We start from the raw sequence: 18,878 nt of genomic DNA, 5'->3' as shown, positions 1-18,878 counted from the left end.
AAACAAACGGCTCCCAGACTTAGCATCCCTACGGCCTGACTTTGAGACCTGCGGCTTTGGCGAGCGAGGCTTGTCGCATGTCAAAAGTCAGGAACTCTGTCGAGCCCAGAACCAGCGCAAGTCCCACATGTATCAAGTCAAAGCTGCGAAAACCGAGGGTCTCGGTATGGGCTGCGGCGAGCCGTTCCGCCTGGCGGAATGTGTCAGTCCACGAAATTGGGGTGTGGATCAAGATGCTCTCTTCCAGATCCGCATCGATCGAACGGAACGCCGCTTGGCGGTGCTCGATACTCAGTTCCTTGCGGAACACACGGAGGCGGATCCCATTTCTGAGCTCATGCCGGTGGAACGGGGTAAAGGGAAGTGGTTGCCGGAGACGCTGCATGAGACCAAGTGCTTTTAAGGAGTCGGCCTCGGGCGAATAAACTGCGGCCAGGAAACTGGTGTCGGCATAGGGGCTCATACATCCTTTGGATGTTTAGTAAGGCCGAGAGTTTCGTTCCTCAACGATAATGTTTCCTGACAGCGCCTTGTCACCGTAAATGCGCTTGAGGCGCGCCGCGAAGTCGGGGCGCGGCTTCGGTCGAACGGCTTTTCGCTTCGGAGGGGCAGTAATGAGAGCGACGATCTTGCCGCGCTTACTGATTTCGACTTCTTCGCCCTCCTCCACCCAGTTGAGCACGGTGGTGAAGTCGTGGCGGATTTGACGAATTGTGGCCGTTCTCATGTGACACATAAAATGTGACACATTGAACCGTTTGTCAACCACGGCTAGCCTCGTGATCCTCGGCTCCTACAGCTGTCATGATGGCCTCCGCCGGGATTGACTGTCGCGCGTCGGATCGCTCTGATGGATCCTTATGAAGACGCGGCCTCCATTCGGACTGGTGGGTGAACTGAAACTCACCGTGGGCTCGGAACATGTCATCGATTTTGCATCCGACGGCATGCCGGTTGTCTTCAGCACTCCCAAGATGATCGGATTGATCGAGCGGGTCGCTCGTGAATCCTTGTATCCCTTTCTTGAATCTAACGAGCGAACCGTCGGGGTGGAGGTGGACATCAAACATTTGGCTCCCACTCCTCTGGGAGCATCGGTGACCATCCTAACCCGGCTCATTGGCGCGGAAGGCGTCTTTCTCGACTTCACCACCGAGGTGCGCGATCAACATGAGCTCATCGCTCGCGGGCTGCACAAGCGCGCGGTTATCCGTGTGGAAAGCTTCGCGCGCCGTGTGGCCCGCAAATCCGCAGCGGTACGATAAACCTCCTCAAGCCCCTATTCGGTTGTAGGAGCCGACGTAAGAAGGCTTCGGCGAACGTTCGAAGATCGATCCGGCCTCAAGAGTAATAGGTGGTTCCAAGGACTCCTTACGTTGTCCCCTACAGTCCGAAGTGCAGGAGCCGAGGTAACGAGGCCTGGTCCATGGGAAGTCGCTCCGCTCAGGGTGCTCGCCTTAAGTTCTTTGAAGGGACTTCCGATAGAATGAGGCGATGTTCCGGGCGACAGCCGGATAAACCGTCTCAATTTAGAGCAAGGTGACGCATGGGATTGGGTTGGATCATGGACAAAGTTCGTCAGGGGGCACCTCCGGATGCACCGTTAACCCGGCCGCTCATCTGGGAGCCCACTTCGGCCCATGCCTGGGAGTCCGAGGAGCCGGTGGCTCGGATCAAGCTCGAGCTCGGCAGCCTGGGATTTCGAGAGATTGGGGCCTTTCGCTCCCGACAGCGGAAGCATTGCGAACTCAGCGCCTTCTTCTTCCCGCTGGCCCATTTTTACGCCCTGCTGCACCTGCCGGTGACGCCGGCGGTTCCGGTGGAACTGTGCTGCCAGTTGGATGATGTGTACGGAATTAGCGTGGTGAATCAGCCGGGGATGGATGCCTGGCATGTTCCGCCCGACGGCACCGTGATTGAGCTTCCCGATGCGCCGGTGGGTTTGTTGTTCACCACCTTGCTCGAACGCGGGGCGGGGTATGATCGAGACACGGCGTCGCCCGAATTCTTTCTTCGTCAATTTCAGGCGGCCCAGGTCCGGCACTTTGAGCAGGCCAAGGCCTCACCAGCGAATCCTCAAAAATCAGCTTGAGAGATTCGCCGATCGGACCGATATTCCAGTCATCGCGCTGCACAGCGCCTGTTCTTTTCCAAAGGGTTTACTGATCGATGAGGACGCCCTGTTGCGAAGTCGATCGTTCAATTTACCCTGCCATGTTCGTGATTCGAAACAAAGTCCTTGGACCGTAATTAAAAAAATCGGAACCTCAAAGTCTGTGGCCACCGACAGGCCTTAACTGGAAGTCAAACGCCATCGACCCGGTTCCACCTGTTTCACCAGGCAGTTCAAAGGAGCTGTTCCACACGGCATTACGGTGGGGTTTCTTTGCCCCGGCATGAGTTTTCATGCCGGGGCTTTTTTGTTTTCGGCGGCCTGCCTCCCGGGCTGTGATTCGCCGAGCTTGCTCGATTCGGCGAACGTGCTAGAACTTCGGCGATGCCGAATGCTGCCACGTCTCCATGGAAGGCTCTCCGCCATCCGCGACGACTCTTTTTGATCGCGGGTCCCTGTGTGATCGAAAGCGAGGCTCTATGCCTCAAGATCGCGGACTCCCTGCGCCGGACCTGCGCCCGACTGGGGATCAATTACGTTTTCAAGGCCAGTTACGACAAGGCCAATCGCACCTCGGGCAAGTCCTTTCGCGGGCCTGGTATCGAGCGCGGGTTGCAGATTTTACAGCGCGTGCGTGAGCAGGTTGGAGTTCCCGTGCTCACAGACGTGCATACCGAGGCAGAAGCGAGCGCAGCCGGCAAGGTTGTCGATATCCTCCAGATTCCGGCCTTCCTCTGTCGGCAGACGGATCTCATCGACGCGGCCGTTAAAACCGGGGCGATCGTGAACCTCAAGAAAGGCCAGTTTCTCTCGCCGGCCGAGATGGGGCGGGTGGCCATGAAGGCGGCGGAGGCAGGTGGCAAGCGACTCTTGTTGACGGAACGAGGCACCACCTTCGGGTACAACAACCTGGTCGTCGACATGCGCTCCCTAGCCATTCTGAAGACGTTCGGGTTTCCGGTGGTGTTCGATGCGACTCATTCGGTGCAGCTGCCCGGAGGGGGTGGTGATCGGTCTTCGGGGCAGGGGGAGTTCGCGCCGGTGCTTGCCAAGGCCGCCGTGGCTGCCGGAGCTGACGGCCTCTTCATTGAGACTCATCCCCAACCGAACAAGGCCCTGAGTGATGGTCCCAACATGGTGCCGCTGGCGGACATGGCCAAGCTGCTGGGCGTACTGGCCAAGCTCCATCGAGTGGTCGGGTCCGCCTAGCGCTGGCTGCTTTTCCCGATCACGCCAACCCATGACAATCGACTCACGCTGATGCGTTTCCGATCCCGGTCAGCCCTGCGTTTGCTGAAACAAACCTCCCCTTGGCGGGTTTTGGTTGTGATGCTGGTTTTGTCCCTGAGTTACACCATGGTGTTGATCGCCGCGCAGATCCAGACCGGTCAACGATCCGTCGTTCAGAAGGACTTTAGGATCTTCGACTACTATCGAGGTTCGCAGCGGCCGAAAGCCCTGCTGCACGGTCGGGAAGCGGAGTATTTGCGCACTCCGATCCCGATCCGTCGGATGACCATCGAAACCTATCTGGAATCCGGACTCACCAACCTGACCGCCACGGCGGAGTCTTGCTACGCCGACCGGGTCAATCGAACCGCCTACTCGGCTGACCCCTTGAAGTTTCAGCTGGGCGACGGACGGTTCATTCTCGAAGGAGTCGGGTTTCACTGGAATCAAACCAATAGCGTGCTCATTATCTCGAACCGCGTGAAATCCGTCATTCGCGGCGACCTGATGCAGCTTGATATTCCCAGACCATGATGCGCCTGACCCTAATTTTGGCCGGACTGTATGTCGCCTGCCTGCAGCCTGCCGGCGCGGCGGGCTTCGAAAACCTTGCCCCTAAGCCGCCCGCCCCCAAGCCGGTTGCGCCCCAGGTGGTTCCAGAAGCCCAGCCTAAGTCCCCTCCGGTGACCCCGACAGTGGCCGCACCGGCGTCTCCGGTGGAACCTCCGGCCTCAGCCGTGTCCGGCCCCGCCGCCGCCTCTACCCCTTCCAATCCCGCTAAGCCGGCCTCCAAGCCGGCGTTCACTCCGCGGGGATCGGTCGCGATCCAGAGCGACGGGGGATTTGAGTATAATGGGGAAACCGGCCGGGTGATCTATCGGAAGAATGTCCTGGTGGAGGACCCGGCCAATGACCCGCGCACCACCATTTCCTGCGAATGGCTAACCACCATTCTTCCTCCCCCCGGTGAGAAGATCGGCGAGATCATCGCGCTGACCAACGTGGTCATCACCATCAAGGACACCAAGGGACTTCAAATCGTGAAGGGTGCCCGGGCGGTTTACAACGCGACGAACGACATCGTGGTTATCACTGGCAGTCCGATCGTCGAGATGCCCTCGGGTATCCTGCTGGGCGATGAACGAATCATTTACAGCCGGGCAACCGAGACATTCGAGGCGCCCGGGAAAATCCGCATGATCGCGCGTCCGGGAGGTCAGGCGGCAGTGGCGGATCTGCTCCGAGGCACGAATGCGCCCAAGTCCGCAGCCAGCTCAACCGTCACCAACACCCCTCCCAAGCCGTGAATACCCTGCCACTCCTCTACGCCCTGGATGCCTCCGAGTCGGGAGGCGGAGCTCGCTCTGGTGGATTGCTTTCCACTAAGGACCTCAGGAAGGAGTATCGCAAGCGACGGGTGGTGGACGGTGTGTCCATCCATGTCAACGCGGGGGAGATTGTGGGCCTGCTGGGACCCAACGGGGCTGGCAAGACCACCACCTTCAATATGGTGGTGGGAGGAGTTCGCCCTGATGCGGGGTCGGTAAACTTCCTGGGCGAGGATGTCACGCGCGAGGCCATGCATCTGCGAGCGCGACGCGGGGTCGGTTACCTCACCCAGGAGCCGTCGGTCTTTCGCAAGCTCACGGTCGAGCAGAATTTGTTGGCCATCCTGGAGACGTGCCAGATGAACCGTCAGGAGCGGGCGATCCGCTTGAAGTATCTGCTGGAGGAACTCGATCTCACCCGTCTGTCATCCAGCATGGCGTATCAGCTGAGCGGCGGCGAGAAGCGGCGTTTGGAGATCACCCGCGCGCTGGTGACCAGCCCCAAGCTGTTGTTGCTGGATGAGCCATTCGGTGGCATTGATCCCATTGCGGTCTATGAGGTGCAGAAGATTGTGCGTCGGCTGCGCGACCGGGGCTTGGGCATTTTGATCACCGACCACAATGTGCGCGAAACCTTGAAGCTGGTGGATCGGGCCTATCTGATCCACAAGGGGCAGGTGGTGTATGAAGGAGGTGGGCCGGAGATGCTGCAGGATCCCAAGGCTCGCGAGATTTATCTCGGGCCTGAGTTTAACATGTAGAAGGTCACTCTGAATGAAACAGCAACCCGTAACGGTCGAGCGCTTTTACACGGAAAACACGGGGGTCTGGGGCCTGAAACTGGTCGCGGGCGCCGGCGGACTCAAACGGCTCATCAAGGAGCCGACCGTAAATCGTCCAGGTCTCGCGCTGGCCGGCTTTACCAAGTACTTCGCCAAGCTGCGGATTCAGGTGATCGGTGCCGCCGAAGCCACGTTCCTCAAGTCCTTACCCATGGACGAGCGGATCAAGCGATACCAAATCCTGCTCTCCGCCAAGGTCCCCTGCGTGGTCTACAGCCGGAATCTCCATCCCGACAAGATTTTCCTGAAGCTCGCCGAGGAGGCCGACATCTCGGTGTTCGTCTGTCCGATGATCACCATGAAGTTCATTAATCTGGCCACCCTGGCGCTCGAGAATCTTTTCGCCTCCCGAGGCAGCGAGATGGGCAGTATGGTGGACATTTTGGGCATGGGAGTGATCATCAAGGGGGAGAGTGGGATCGGAAAAAGCGAGTGCGTGCTGGCCCTGATCGAGCGAGGCTACAGCCTCGTGGCGGACGATATCACGCGGGTCACACTGCTGGATGGAAAGGAAGTGATCGGGAGTTGCGCTGAGCTGACGCGCAATCACATGGAGGTTCGCGGGATCGGCATCATCAATGTCGCGGCGATGTTCGGCGTGCGCAGCATCCGAAGCCAGAAACGGGTGGACTTGGTGGTGTCGCTGCGAACGTGGAACGAGGTCCCGGATGTCGATCGTCTGGGCATGGAGGATGAGCATGTGAAAATCCTAGGCGTTGGGATTCCGCATATCACGATACCGGTGCGGCCTGGACGTGACATTGCCCGGCTCGTCGAGGTGGCGGCCTTCCAAACCAAGCTCAAGTCTTCAGGCTACAATCCGGCCAAGGAGCTGAACGAACGCCTGCTCGCCCAAATGAGCCCGTCGTCCGGTCTCTGAGCTCGGCCGCACTTCGCAGTTCAACCCTTTTTCCCGGCCGGGACGGAAAGGGGCCGATTTTTTAAACCGCAACGGACGCAGTGGACGCGAAGGGGGACCCGGAACCGAACCCAAGAAGGGGGAGGAGTCGGGGATCCCGACTCCGTCGGGGGGGAAAGCGGCACAGGGGTGCACGCACTCCAAGACGCTTCGCGAGGCGGCTACACCTTTTGGAGTGCTGTAGCCCTCTACAGCTTTTCAAAACCAGACGGAGTCGGGTATCCCCCTGCAAGACACCCGGATCTCACCCAATTCAAAGCCCCCAACCTCTCTTCCCCTTTCCCCATTGACTGCCGGCCAGGAAAAAATACAGTCTAATCTAACTTTGATAGCTAATTAAAACACGGTTCCCAGCCAATGAGTGCACCCACACAGTCTGGATTGGCGGATCGGGGCGGCGAGCCAGCTACTTCCGAGCCGCCACCGCTGGAGGTTCACGATTTGACACTGGCTTACCAAAAGAAGCCGGTGTTGTGGGGCATTGACCTTCAAGTGCCGCATGGGCAGCTGGTTGGCATCGTGGGCCCGAATGGAGCAGGCAAATCCACTCTGATCAAAGCCGTCATGGGTTTGCTACCCCTGAGCAGCGGCTGGGTGAAAGTGTTTGGCAAGCCGGCCAACGAGAATCTGCGTCGCGTCGGATACGTCCCGCAGAAGGAATCGGTGGACTGGGACTTTCCGGTCAGTGTCATGGACGTGGTGCTGATGGGACGCTACGGGCATCTGGGCCTGTTGAAGCGGTTGCGGTCGGAGGACTACGACATCGCGCGCGACTGTCTGGAGAAGGTGAAGATGCTTCCCTATGCCAATCGCCAGATCGCCAATCTGAGCGGGGGCCAGCAGCAGCGAGTGTTCCTGGCGCGGGCCCTGGCTCAGCAAAGTGACCTCTACCTGATGGACGAGCCTTTTGCCGGGGTGGATGCCGCGACGGAAGCTGCGATCATCACGCTCCTTCATGAACTTCGTTCGGCGGGAAAAACCCTGCTTGTGGTTCACCACGACCTGCCCACTGCCCGCAATTACTTCGACATGCTCATTCTGCTCAACATGCGCTTGGTCGCGTTTGGACCCACCGAGCAGGTATTTACCTACGAGCTGCTGCAGAAAACCTACGGCGGACGGCTGACCATCCTGTCGGAGGTTGCCGACGCCGTGCGGGCGCGAAGTCAATGAGAGCGTGCCTTCGTTTGACGGCGATGGGCCGGTGGGGGTTGGTGGTGGCTCTGCTGTGGATCACCCAGGACGCCGCTTGGGCGGCTCGAATCGGAGATCTTACCCCGCTCAGCGTTTGGGACCAGGCGGTCCGATTCTTCAGTTTTCAAGATCCAGCGGTGCGCTATGCCTTGTTTGGATCGATCCTGCTCGGGCTCTGTTGCGGGCTGCTGGGAAGTTTTCTCGTGGTGCGCAAGCTCAGCTTGGTGGGGGATGCGCTTTCCCACGCGGTTCTTCCCGGCGTCGCGCTGGGGTTCCTGTGGAATTTGAACAAGGACCCCTGGGCCATCTTTATCGGCGCGGTGGCCGCCGGCCTGCTCGGCACGGTCGTGGTGAGCCTGATCCAACAGACCACCAAGCTGAAGGAAGATACGGCTTTGGGACTGGTGTTGGCGGTGTTTTTCGCGGTGGGAATGTGCCTCACCTCCATGATTCAGCGTCTGCCTACCGGCAACAAGAGTGGCCTGGATAAGTTTCTGTTCGGTCAAGCCGCCGCCCTGGGCGCGCGGGACATCACGCTGATGTTCTGGATCACGCTGATCACGGTTTGTGTCATCGTGGCATTCTACAAAGAGTTCCTCGTCACCAGCTTCGACCCCGGCTTTGCCCAGGCGTCGGGATTTCCCGCCCGCGCGATTCATTACACCCTGATGCTGCTGCTGGCCTTCGCCGTTGTGATCGCGCTCCAGGCGGTCGGAGTGGTGCTCGTCTCGGCCATGCTCATCACTCCGGCCGCCGCCGCTTACCTGCTCACCGACCGGATGCATCGCATGCTGCTGCTGTCCGCCATCTTTGGGATGGGGGCCGGCAGCTTTGGAGCTTTCCTGTCCTTTCTCGGAAACAATCTGCCCACGGGGCCGCTGATGGTGCTGGGAGCCTCGTTGGTGTTTACCCTGGCCTTCCTCTTTGGTCCGAAACATGGCCTGGTGGCCAAGGTGTGGAGGCATCAGTCCCGCGCCAGCCGCATCCAGAGGGAAAACACTCTCAAATCGATTTATCACGTGCTGGAGGGGCGGGACTTTCAGGGTGGGGAGGGAGTCTCGCTGCGGGAGCTGGCCGAACGTCGTCGCGAGACGGTTGAGGAAGCGCGTGCTCAAGCACGAGCCCTGCGGCGGCATCATCTGGCGACCTTGCATGAGGAGGGCAACATCATCTTTGTGACCCCCGAGGGGTGGCAGATGGCCTGTGCGATCGTCCGCAACCATCGGCTCTGGGAGCTTTATCTGACGCATGCGGCCCAGATCCCGGCGGATCATGTCCATGAAGACGCGGAGAAGATCGAGCATGTGCTCGGTGAAGAGACAGTCCGCGAGCTGGAGCGAAGGCTGGAGTATGCGACGGTGGATCCGCATGGCCGACGGATTCCCACCCTGGCGGATCTGCAGCGGGGCAGCGCCGGGCGCACCCGATCTGGACGTTCACCCGGTTACGGATAATGAACACCCTCATTCCTGAATTTCACTGGTATAGCGTCCTGGTGGAACCCTGGACATCCGCCTTTCCATCCACCATCGCGGTGGTGCTGATGGGCTTCTTTGCCGCCACCGCCTGCGGCCTTCTGGGGGTTTTTCTGATCTTGCGTCGCATGGCCTTGGTGGGCGATGCGATGAGCCACAGCGTGCTTCCGGGCTTGGTGGGAGGCTTCCTCCTCGCCGGGACCCGCAGCACCTGGGCCATGTTTGCTGGAGCCCTGGTGGCGGCGATGGTTACCACCCTGATCATTGAATTCATTCACGAGAAGTCGCGGGTCAAACAGGACGCCGCCATCGGAATCACCTTTTCCACCCTCTTCGCCGTGGGGGTCATTCTCATCACGTTGTTCGCCGACAAGGTGGATCTGGACCAGGACTGCGTGCTCTACGGGGACATGACCCATGTGGGGATTGCGGAGCCGGTCAGTCTGGCCGGCTTAGCGCTGGCTCCGCCGGCCGTCATCCGAATGGGCGTGGTGGCCGGGCTGACGGCGCTCGGCATCGGCTTGTTTTATCGGGCGCTGCTGGTCAGCTCCTTTGATCCCGGGCTCTCGGTGTCTCTGGGCATCAACACGCGTCGGGTGCACCATGCGCTGATGATCGGGTTGTCGATCGTGGTGGTCAGCGCGTTCGAAGCCGCGGGCGCCATTCTGGTGATCGCGATGCTTATCGTGCCAGGTGCCACGCTGCTGCTCCTGACCCACAGCCTGCCGCGGGTGTTGTGGGGCACGGTGATCCATGCCGCCCTGAGCACCCTGCTGGGATTCCATCTGGCCATGTGGCTGGAGTGTTCGGTGGCCGCTGCGATGGTGGTGGCGGGCGGAGGTCTCTTTCTGCTGGCCTGGCTGGCCAGCCCAACTTCCGGCTTGATCACCCGCTGGGCGCAGCGGCGAGCCAACACGCGTGCCGGCTCTGAGGGAGCGGCCCTCAACTCACTATCTCCAGAACCAGGAGATCAGGGGAGCCAAAGCTAGGCTGGGGAGATAATCCGCCACCGCCACTTTGCGCACCTGGAAGATGAGCAGGGCGACTGAGAAGAGCAGCAATCCGGTTGTGGCTAGAACGGAGTCCACCAGGCCCTGCTGCAGGAGCCAAGGTTGGAGAACCCGAAGCCCGAGTGTGAGCGAACCTTGCCAGGCGACGACTGGCACAATAACCAGCAGCACGCCGCGGCCAAAAATCCCGACAAAGGCCATTGCCGCCAGCGCGTCGACCCCCGCCTTGATCAGGTAGCTCCACCAGCTCGCGGTCAGCGCTTCCTCAACGGCGCCGAGGATGGACAGGGGTGCGACGCAGAACAGGATTGTGCAGGCGATAAAACCATCGCCGAATGAAAACGTTCGCGTGCGGGAGACTTTCTCCATCGTTTCGCTGGCCAACTGGCCGAGTCGATTCGAACCGCGCTGCAGCCTAAGCAGGCGGCCCACCAGGCGGCCCAAACTCATGGCGATCATGACGATGGTGAATTGTTTCAGCACGCTCCAGAAGCCGCCGTTGAGGTGAGTCCAGGTTAGATGAAGGCCTGCTCCGATGGTTGCCAACCCCAGCACGGTTTTGCAGGTCTCCTGCCTCCCGGCGGAGAGTGTGCCGCGCATCGACAGGCCGGCGATGCCGCCGGCGAGTATGCCCACTCCGTTGATAATGGTTCCGACGATCTCCATGCCCAGTTGATTGGATCAACTGGGATCAGGGTGCCAGCCCGGTCAACGCGAAAGCAATCGTGGATTCTCCGATCAAATTTCCCGCAAGGCTTCGAAGACCGTGCCTGGAGAAAGCTGAGCCAGCCCATCCGGAGATTTGAGCAGGAGCACGCGGCTGCCGAGCGGACGCCAGACTGCCTCGGCCGTTGGGCCCCACAGGATGGAGCAGGGACATCCCACGGCGGCGGCAAGGTGCGACACCCCGGAGTCATGTCCCAGGAAATGGGCGCAGATGCTCAGCAGCTTTCCGACCTCGGCTAGAGGGAGGCTTCTGACTACCCGACGCCGCTCGGCGGGCAGCCAAGCGGCCACCTGCTCGAGCCGATCTCCTTCCGCTTCTCCGCCCACCACCAGAACCTGCAGAGCCGTGTGAGTGGACACGGACTTGAGCAAGGACTGCCAGCTGGCCAGAGGCCAGTTCTTGGTCTCGCTGCCACTGCCGGGGTGAATTGCCAGGGTGGGCGCACTTTGAACCCAGGCCTCAAGTTCTGAGTGCGTGCCTCGTTCGGCGGGGGTTGGCAAGCCAGGCACCAGGGTTCTTCGTCCGAAGGGGCTGAGCTGCAGTTGCGGCACCGGATCTGCGTCGAAGACTGCCAGTCGTTGCAAGGGCTCGAGGAGGACCTGAGTGGCGTGACGAGGGCCGGAGTCGGGAGGTCGATGCGGACCTTTGAGGAACTGAGCCTTGGAACAGCGTTTGATGTTGGCTTCGAAAATACCATCCGGATCAAACAGGTAGGAAACGATGATGGCAAAGGATCCAAAGTAGCTTTGCCACTCCGGGTCGAGTTCCGCATTGCGGGCAAAGAAGCGGGCAACCGGACGGTCCTCCAGCGCGCGGACTCCGTCTACTAGCGCGCCTTTGAGCGCTAGTTCCGCGACGCGCGGATATCCCAGAACTTCCAATCGAGTTCCTGGAAACGTATTCCGGAGAGCGCTAAAGACGGGAAGTGTGAGAATAAAATCACCGATTGCTCCGCCTCGCACCACCAGAATTTGGTTGGAGGGAGCGCTCAAGCTCGTGGGGTGGGGGGTGGAGCGTCGTAGGCACGCTCGTTAACGCGGTCCCGCACCGGCATGATCGTGCATGCGCCCTGGCAGCCGAAGAAGCGACTGAGCAGGTGGCGGTTGCGGCTGATCCAGCGGTAGATGATCTCCGCCACCCAGATCACTCCAGGGATCCAAAGAACGAGGGCCAGTAGCCAGGCCAGCGGCATGCGAGCGCTGAGGAAACGGATCGCCCGCGCTCCACGATAAACTCGTCCCGCGGGGGTGATGCAATGGATGGCTTCCTGCAAAGCGGCCGGCGTCAGATCCGGAGCGAGTGTGGCGGTAGTGGGATGTGAGATTGGGACGAGGCTCACGCAGCTAAACCAATCCAACCAGGTGATCACCCGCATCTGAAAGGTGCAGAGCGAGCAACTGTCGTCGTAGAGAACTAGATGCGTCTGGCGCTGAGACATGGTCATCCGATCCCTCTCACTGTTGTGTGCGATCGATCCGCTGTCAACTCAGAGAGAGTGATGAGTGACGAGTGATGAGTGACGAGTTGTTGACGTGAGACCGCTTCCCGCACCCCTCCTCATCGCAATCCTATTCGTCCCCCCGTACCCCTGGAGCGTCGTCCATCCACGGACGATTTCCCGGTCCCGAGCACAGCGGGCATCCAATGGTCTCACACGGGGAGGGTTTTAGGTGTCGGATGTCGGATGCCGGGTATCCATTTTCCCACGGAACCCGCAGGGTTCCCAGAGATTAGACGGGCGATCGAAGATCCCCGGAATCTCGTTCCCCCTTTTTCGGCCGCACCCCGAAGGGCGTGCCACCTCCCGGGCCGGAACGTGAGCTGGGTGATGAGTAGGTGTTAGGGTCGCCAATCGCCAATGGCCAATCGCCAATCCAAAATCCCCCAGGATCCCATTGACTCCTCGCGCGGCTGTCGCGAAAGTTGCCAGCGCTTGGCCAAACCCACATCCCGGCTGGCAAACGGGGGCTTGTTTGCCTCCATCGCTGCGATCCCCTCCATTTCTGCTCTGGCGAAACAGGTCGGGAAGGAGAGTGTTTTGTCGTTGAAGCGCGTTCCGCCCGGAGCGCAACCGTTCCTCGCCGCCCTCCTGGCCTCTCTTTTTCCTGCTCGCCCTATCGTGGTCGTTGCCGATGGGTTGAAGTCGCAGGAAAGTTTCCACCAAGATCTCCAGACCTGGCTGCGTTCACCCGAGCCTAAAACTCCCGTGGTCCCGCTCGGTTCGCCCCCCGTTGTCGCGCAAGGCCCCGGCACGGCCCATCCGGTGCTGTTTTTTCCGGCGTGGGAGATTCTTCCCCATGAATCCAAGTTGCCCCACGCCGACGTGATCAGCGAGCGGCTTGAAACCCTCATTGCCCTCAACACCCCCCGATCGAGCGGCGATCCCGCTCCGGTCGTGGTGACCAATGTGGTCGCCTTGCAGCAGCGGACCTTCGCCCCGCAGGTTATTAGCCAACGGTCGCGCACGGTCAAACGAGGGGATCGGTTGGATCTGCTCGATTTCATTGAATGGCTTGAAGCTCAGGGCTACGAACCCGAGGCGCAGGTGAACCATAAAGGCGAGCTGGCGCTTCGCGGGGGAATCCTGGATCTCTTTCCTCTGACCAGCCCCTGGCCTGTTCGCCTCGAATTCTTTGGCGACGATTTGGAGTCGCTTCGTCAATTCGATCCGGTTACCCAGATCTCCCGTGAATCGATCGAGTCGATCACCTTGCCTCCCGCCGGCGAGCTGGGGGTTCTGAAACGCGAATGGCGTGAGCACGCGGAAGCCAAGGCGGGTGAAGCTTCCAAGCCCCGGCCCGAGTTGAGCAGCCTTTGTGAGCATCTCCCGGCGGGAGCCTTGTTTCTATTCTGCGAACCCGAAAGCCTGGCTGAACATGCCGCGCTGTACCGGGACCAGCTGCCGGGAGATGATCCGTTTCTCTTTCCTTGGGATCAGCTGGAGGCCGAGCTGGATCGCCGGAGTGTTTGCCGGGTCGAGCTGAGGGACCAAGCTGAGAGCGAGCTCGAGAGCGGAGTCGGAGCGGGTGCCGAGGCCGGGCCCGAGTTTCAAAGCCTCGAAGCGTTCCGGCCGATCACCAACTCGCTCCCCGAGGCACCTGTCGCCGAGGCCCAGAGGAAAGAGTTCTTCAACCAATTGCATCGCTGGCTGCGGCAAGGTTACCAGGTTCATGTTTTTTGCAACAATGCCGGCGAGCGGCAACGTTTCGAGGAAATCTGGCAGGACTACGGATTTGATGAGGGGTCCCCGTCGAAGAAGCCGGCTCGGCCCGAGATTCATCTTGGCAGCTTGGCGCGCGGGTTTCTCCTGACCGAAGCATCGACGGTCGTCGTGACCGATGCCGAGATTTTTGGCCGTTACAAGGTCCAGCGGCCGCGCCGGCTTAAGTCTCCCCACGCCGCCGCTACCCGATCCGCCCTCGATATCGACTTCACGGAGTTCGAGGAAGGCGATTACGTGGTTCATGTGCAATACGGCATCGGCCGCTATCAAGGCCTGAAGCGAATTGGCGACGGTCGGGGCCACCGCCAATCCAACCCCGCCGAATCGACCGGGGACGAGTGCTTGGTGATCGAGTACGCTCCGCCCGATGACGGTCAGCCAGCTCCCAAGCTCTATGTGCCCGTGAGCGAAGCCCATCTGGTGAGTAAGTATGTGGGCACCGGCAAGGCCAGGCCTCCGCTGAACACCATCGGAGGCACTCGGTGGGCCAAAGCCAAGGCCCAGGCGGAAGATGCGGTGCGAGATCTCGCCGCGGAGTTGCTCTCCCTCCAGGCGGCGCGTGAGACTCAGACCGGGCATGCCTTCCCGGAGGACAACACGTGGCAACGAGAGTTCGAAGGATCGTTTCTCTACGAGGAAACCATCGATCAGATGAAGGCGATCCGCGATGCCAAACGGGACATGGAATTGCCCAAGCCCATGGACCGACTGATTTGTGGAGACGTTGGCTACGGTAAAACCGAGGTGGCCATTCGCGCGGCGTTCAAGGCGGTCATGGGCGGTAAGCAAGTAGCTGTGCTGGTTCCCACGACAGTCCTGGCTCAACAACACTACAACACCTTTCGGGAACGCATGGCCGATTATCCGGTTCGCGTGGAGCTGCTCTCGCGGTTTCGTCGCCCGAAGGAGATTCGGCACGTGATCGAACAGTTGGCGGTGGGGGGCGTTGATATCGTGATCGGCACCCATCGACTGGTTCAAAAGGACATTCAGTTCAAGGAGCTGGGCCTGGTGGTGATCGACGAGGAGCAGCGCTTTGGCGTGATGCACAAGGAGCGCTTCAAGCTTCTGCGTCGGCTGGTCGATGTTCTGACGCTGAGCGCGACGCCGATCCCGCGCACCTTGTACCTCGCACTCACGGGCGCGCGGGACATGAGCACGATCGAAACTCCGCCCCAGGATCGGCTTCCGGTGGAGACGGTCGTGTGCCAGTACGACGAGCGAGTCGTGCGGGACGCCATCCAGCGGGAGATCAATCGGCAGGGTCAGGTCTTCTACCTCCACAACCGGGTGTTCGACATCGAAGCCGTTGGGACCCGGCTCAAAACCCTGGTCCCGCATGCCCGGATCCTGGTCGGTCATGGTCAGATGGACCCGGACGACCTCGAAAAGGTAATGACCGCCTTTGTGAATGGGGAGGCCGATGTCCTGTTGTCGACCACGATTATCGAGAGCGGCATCGACATTCCCAATGCCAATACCATCATCATTGATCGAGCCGATCGGTTCGGTCTCAGCGATCTTTACCAGCTCCGCGGCCGGGTTGGTCGCTACAAGCATCAAGCCTACGCCTATCTGCTGTTGCCTCGTCACGCCGGCCTGCTCACGGACGCGCGCAAGCGCATCAGCGCGATCAAGCAATACTCTTCCCTGGGGAGCGGGTTTAAGATTGCGATGCGCGACCTGGAGATTCGCGGGGCGGGGAATCTTCTGGGACCGCAACAAAGCGGACACATCACCGCCGTGGGTTTCGAGCTGTACTGCCAGTTGCTGAAACAGAGCGTGTCCGCCTTGAAAGGGGAGAAGGTGCGGCCGCGCGTGGAGGTGCAAATCCGACTCGATTTTCTGGCCATGAACCCCGCCGAGGAGCGGGAGGCGGCTGCCACCGAAACCAAGCCGAGGGCGGGATCGAAGAAGAAGATCGAGATCTCCGTGCCGCGCGAAGTGGGAACCTACTATTCGGACGAGACGGTTCCCGACCCGGATCGAGATAAAGCGTCGGAACCCGAGCCACGCAGCCCCGCCTACATCCCGATGCAGTATATCTCCGACTCCAAGCAGCGGATTGAGGTGTATCGCAAGCTAGCCCAAGTCGTGGATTCGTCCGGGCTGAACCGGCTGAATCAGGAACTCCGCGATCGATTCGGTCCCTGGCCGGAAGCGGTTCAGTTGTTGTTTCAGGTCCAGGAACTCAAGATGCTCGCCGCCGACAAGGACTTGACCAGCATCGAAACCAAGTCGGGAAAGCTGATGCTCAAGCGGCGTGGCGACTATGTGTTGCTGGGGGGGATGTTCCCACGCCTGATCAAGAAGACCGCGGACGCCCGGCTTAAGGAGATTAAGAAGCTCCTGCTGACGTGCTGAAGCGGAGGTAGTCCCCCCCTTCGATGAGCCTCAAGCCGTCCACCGGCAGGTTGTAGAGATACGTCCAAGTGATCAATTCGCCGCCTTCATCGAGTCGCACCCGCACTGTGGTTCGGATGAATTCGCATCCTTCGGGGCTGGTGGGAACGAAACCCTCGTAGCGGTCCAGACGAGGGAGCGACTCCAGCGGCTGAGTTAAACGGTAAGCGATGCCACGAACTTGGTCTGGGGGGAGTTGGGATGTCACCGCGCCCGGATAATTTCCCAAGGAGAAGAGTCGGCCGTGGAAATATCCGCTTCCGAGAGGGGTTACGGGTCCGAGCAAGTGGTGACGGCTGTGTGGGGCTTCGGGAAGCAAGGAGCCGTAAACAAAGAGAAGATCCGTGCTGGAGTCCGTTTCGTTCATACGCGGTTTCGCGATCGCTGAGGATGGTCTCACAATCCGCAGCGCAAGAGAAGAAAAAGCGGACCACCGACTGGTACGGGAAGGGACCCCAGTTTTCGAACCGCTATGCGATGGGGACCCGGCACCTATCACCTTCCATTTTCTCCTTCACACATCGCACACGTTTTTCAAGTGGTGCTCGAGCCGCTCTACGAGCCTGCCGACTGCTTTCAGGTTCGTACCGCTCCTTTAGCCGCAAGAAGCGAAAGATGACGAAAGAAGTTTTGAGTCCAGGCCCCCCCACCCTGTATCCGTCCGCTTCTTTCGTCTTTTCTCGTTCTTTGCGGCTAATGCGGGAGTCCCTGTTGCAAGGTCCCTCCTTTTTGGGGAGCAGATCTCCTCGTGCCTTGGTGGCTGCGTGTGATACCTTCGGCCGTCCCCTTGGCTATTCCTCCCCCCCTCGCCCTGGCCCCCGATTTCTCACACAGAGTCCGCAGAGTTCGCGGAGGCGGAAGGATCGGGGAGGGGGATCGGAGATGACGCATGGCGAATGGTTCATCGCTCATTTTTCGCTGGGGTCGCGGAACCCGCATGGGTTCACAGAGATTAGCCGGGCGATCGAAGATCCCCGGAGAGAGCCGTGTCGGCCCATTTCCCGTCCCCAATGTGCAATGTGAAATGAGCAATGTGCAATCCGCCGTGAGAAGGCTTCCCCACCCAGGACCATTCGACGGTCAATCGTAGAATGGTCTGGACTATTTTACGATTTATGGACAAATGGTCTCCTGTGCCGACTTGCTCACGCATCTATGAAAAGATCCTGGCCGACCACTTTTCTGCCCATCGGCAGATGGCGTTGGTTGCCGGACCTCGCCAAGTGGGAAAGACCACCGTCTGTCGTGCGATGGCAGGAGCGGAGAGGGTTCTGAACTGGGACAACCCCGATCATCGTGCCGCGATACTGTCCGGTCCCCAGGCGACCGCCGAGCGGCTTGGCATGGAGCGGCTTCATGCGCAAGTTCCGATTGTTGCGTTCGACGAACTGCACCGATTTGGGAAGTGGAAGATGTTCCTGAAGGGCTTCTTCGACACGTATGGCGAGAGATCCCACATCTTGGTGACCGGAAGCTCTCGTCTCGACACCTTTCGTCGGGGTGGGGACAGCCTGATGGGGAGGTATTTTCTGTTCCACATGCATCCGCTGTCGGTCGGCGAGTTGATCCGAACCGACGTCCCAACCGTTCCCATTCGTACTCCGCAGGAACTCCCGCTCGGTTTCTGGCAAGCGCTTTGGACACATGGTGGGTTCCCGGAACCTTTCTTGAAGCGCGATCCTCGATTTTCGCGACGTTGGCAGGACCTGCGCCGTCAGCAGTTGTTGCGTGAAGATGTCCGTGACCTGACGCGGGTGCAGGAACTTGGGCAATTGGAGTCCCTTGCGCTGCTCCTGGCTGGGCGCTCGGGGGGGCAGTTGATCTACAGCAACCTTGCAACCGAGATTCGGACCAGTGTGGACACGGTCCGGCGTTGGGTGGAAACGTTGTCCTCGTTGCACTATGGCTTCCTGGTGAGGCCGTGGTTTCGGAACGTGGCCAAGGCCCTACGCAAGGAACCTCGGTGGTTTCTCCGAGATTGGGCTGAAATTTCTGATATCGGTTTTCGTTCGGAAACCTTCATCGCCTGTCATTTGCTCAAGGCAGTGGACATGTGGAATGATCTTGGTCTGGGGCATTTCGAGTTGCGCTATTTGCGGGACAAGCAGCAACGGGAGGTGGATTTCCTGGTGGTCCGCGATGGGAAGCCGTGGTTTCTGGTAGAGGTGAAGCATGCTGAGATGAAGCTTTCTCCCTCACTTGCCTATTATCAGGAGCAACTGAAGGTCCCGCACGCGTTTCAAGTGGTGCTCGATCTGCCCTACGAGCCTGCCGACTGCTTTCAGGTTCGTACCCCGGTGGTGGTTCCTGCGCGGACGTTCCTTTCACAGTTGGTTTGAAGGTCTGTCTCGTCATCGTAGCCCCTTTGGGGTGTAGGAGCCGCCGTGAGAAGGCTTCCCGCCCTCGCCACGGCC

General features: G+C 60.1%; 18 protein-coding genes and 1 other RNA gene. 13 read left to right on the top strand and 6 right to left on the bottom strand.

Features of this window, described 5'->3' with window-relative positions; genetic code table 11:
• Positions 1 to 28 precede the first annotated feature (28 nt).
• Together JNN07_11855 and JNN07_11850 are read right to left on the bottom strand one after the other, a co-directional pair.
• Positions 29 to 463, bottom strand: a complete 435-nt coding sequence (locus JNN07_11855) for a type II toxin-antitoxin system VapC family toxin (GenBank protein MBL9168427.1) — start codon at positions 461 to 463, stop codon at positions 29 to 31.
• Positions 464 to 478: 15 nt separating this feature from the next.
• Complete coding sequence (locus tag JNN07_11850; GenBank protein MBL9168426.1) at positions 479 to 727, bottom strand: type II toxin-antitoxin system prevent-host-death family antitoxin; 249 nt, start codon at positions 725 to 727, stop codon at positions 479 to 481.
• Positions 728 to 860: 133 nt separating this feature from the next.
• Between JNN07_11850 and JNN07_11845 the strand changes: the two genes are divergently transcribed.
• From JNN07_11845 to JNN07_11795, 11 genes are all read left to right on the top strand, one after another.
• Positions 861 to 1,265, top strand: coding sequence for a thioesterase family protein (locus tag JNN07_11845; protein MBL9168425.1), 405 nt, complete (start codon positions 861 to 863; stop codon positions 1,263 to 1,265).
• A 299-nt stretch (positions 1,266 to 1,564) separates the two neighbouring features.
• Complete coding sequence (locus JNN07_11840; GenBank protein MBL9168424.1) at positions 1,565 to 2,092, top strand: hypothetical protein; 528 nt, start codon at positions 1,565 to 1,567, stop codon at positions 2,090 to 2,092.
• A gap of 111 nt (positions 2,093 to 2,203) precedes the next feature.
• A non-coding RNA gene (gene ssrS / locus JNN07_11835) (6S RNA) lies at positions 2,204 to 2,386 on the top strand.
• 111 nt (positions 2,387 to 2,497) lie between these two features.
• The gene (gene kdsA / locus JNN07_11830) at positions 2,498 to 3,322 is read left to right on the top strand and encodes a 3-deoxy-8-phosphooctulonate synthase (GenBank protein ID MBL9168423.1); all 825 of its coding nucleotides are present in this window, start codon (positions 2,498 to 2,500) and stop codon (positions 3,320 to 3,322) included.
• A 51-nt stretch (positions 3,323 to 3,373) separates the two neighbouring features.
• Positions 3,374 to 3,877 carry a hypothetical protein gene (locus JNN07_11825; protein ID MBL9168422.1) on the top strand — a complete coding sequence of 168 codons (504 nt, stop codon included), beginning with the start codon at positions 3,374 to 3,376 and terminating at the stop codon, positions 3,875 to 3,877.
• On the top strand, positions 3,874 to 4,650 hold the full coding sequence (locus tag JNN07_11820; protein ID MBL9168421.1) for a hypothetical protein: 777 nt from the start codon (positions 3,874 to 3,876) through the stop codon (positions 4,648 to 4,650). Before JNN07_11825 ends, JNN07_11820 begins: the two co-directional genes overlap by 4 nt.
• A 23-nt stretch (positions 4,651 to 4,673) precedes the next feature.
• Positions 4,674 to 5,432, top strand: coding sequence for an LPS export ABC transporter ATP-binding protein (gene lptB, locus JNN07_11815; GenBank protein ID MBL9168420.1), 759 nt, complete (start codon positions 4,674 to 4,676; stop codon positions 5,430 to 5,432).
• A gap of 13 nt (positions 5,433 to 5,445) precedes the next feature.
• Positions 5,446 to 6,393: an HPr(Ser) kinase/phosphatase gene (gene hprK, locus JNN07_11810; GenBank protein MBL9168419.1), complete on the top strand. Its 948-nt coding sequence runs from the start codon at positions 5,446 to 5,448 to the stop codon at positions 6,391 to 6,393.
• A gap of 396 nt (positions 6,394 to 6,789) precedes the next feature.
• Positions 6,790 to 7,605 carry a metal ABC transporter ATP-binding protein gene (locus JNN07_11805; protein MBL9168418.1) on the top strand — a complete coding sequence of 272 codons (816 nt, stop codon included), beginning with the start codon at positions 6,790 to 6,792 and terminating at the stop codon, positions 7,603 to 7,605.
• On the top strand, positions 7,602 to 9,080 hold the full coding sequence (locus JNN07_11800) for a metal ABC transporter permease (protein ID MBL9168417.1): 1,479 nt from the start codon (positions 7,602 to 7,604) through the stop codon (positions 9,078 to 9,080). Before JNN07_11805 ends, JNN07_11800 begins: the two co-directional genes overlap by 4 nt.
• Positions 9,080 to 10,090 carry a metal ABC transporter permease gene (locus JNN07_11795; protein MBL9168416.1) on the top strand — a complete coding sequence of 337 codons (1,011 nt, stop codon included), beginning with the start codon at positions 9,080 to 9,082 and terminating at the stop codon, positions 10,088 to 10,090. The genes JNN07_11800 and JNN07_11795 overlap by 1 nt, the downstream gene beginning before the upstream one ends.
• On the opposite strand, the gene JNN07_11790 is transcribed toward JNN07_11795, so the two are convergent.
• The 3 genes from JNN07_11790 to JNN07_11780 form a co-directional block, all read right to left on the bottom strand.
• The gene (locus JNN07_11790; protein MBL9168415.1) at positions 10,052 to 10,777 is read right to left on the bottom strand and encodes a DUF554 family protein; all 726 of its coding nucleotides are present in this window, start codon (positions 10,775 to 10,777) and stop codon (positions 10,052 to 10,054) included. The two genes, JNN07_11795 and JNN07_11790, sit on opposite strands and share 39 nt — an antisense overlap.
• A 72-nt stretch (positions 10,778 to 10,849) precedes the next feature.
• Positions 10,850 to 11,830 (bottom strand): glycosyltransferase family 9 protein, encoded by a 981-nt coding sequence (locus JNN07_11785; GenBank protein ID MBL9168414.1) that lies wholly within the window; start codon positions 11,828 to 11,830, stop codon positions 10,850 to 10,852.
• Positions 11,827 to 12,282, bottom strand: a complete 456-nt coding sequence (locus JNN07_11780; protein ID MBL9168413.1) for a DUF393 domain-containing protein — start codon at positions 12,280 to 12,282, stop codon at positions 11,827 to 11,829. Before JNN07_11780 ends, JNN07_11785 begins: the two co-directional genes overlap by 4 nt.
• Before the next feature lie 510 nt (positions 12,283 to 12,792).
• On the opposite strand from JNN07_11780, the gene mfd reads away from it, so the two are divergent.
• Positions 12,793 to 16,425 (top strand): transcription-repair coupling factor, encoded by a 3,633-nt coding sequence (gene mfd / locus JNN07_11775; protein ID MBL9168412.1) that lies wholly within the window; start codon positions 12,793 to 12,795, stop codon positions 16,423 to 16,425.
• Here mfd and JNN07_11770 read toward each other — a convergent pair.
• Positions 16,400 to 16,831 (bottom strand): gamma-glutamylcyclotransferase, encoded by a 432-nt coding sequence (locus JNN07_11770; protein ID MBL9168411.1) that lies wholly within the window; start codon positions 16,829 to 16,831, stop codon positions 16,400 to 16,402. The two genes, mfd and JNN07_11770, sit on opposite strands and share 26 nt — an antisense overlap.
• 748 nt (positions 16,832 to 17,579) lie before the next feature.
• On the opposite strand from JNN07_11770, the gene JNN07_11765 reads away from it, so the two are divergent.
• The gene (locus tag JNN07_11765; GenBank protein MBL9168410.1) at positions 17,580 to 18,803 is read left to right on the top strand and encodes an ATP-binding protein; all 1,224 of its coding nucleotides are present in this window, start codon (positions 17,580 to 17,582) and stop codon (positions 18,801 to 18,803) included.
• The last annotated feature ends 75 nt before the right edge of the window (positions 18,804 to 18,878 follow it).

This window comes from Verrucomicrobiales bacterium, assembly GCA_016793885.1.
In the GTDB taxonomy this organism is placed as follows: Bacteria; Verrucomicrobiota; Verrucomicrobiia; order Limisphaerales; family UBA11320; genus UBA11320.
Note: the sequence above shows the minus strand (reverse complement) of the source record. Positions and strands in the feature narration are given on the sequence as shown.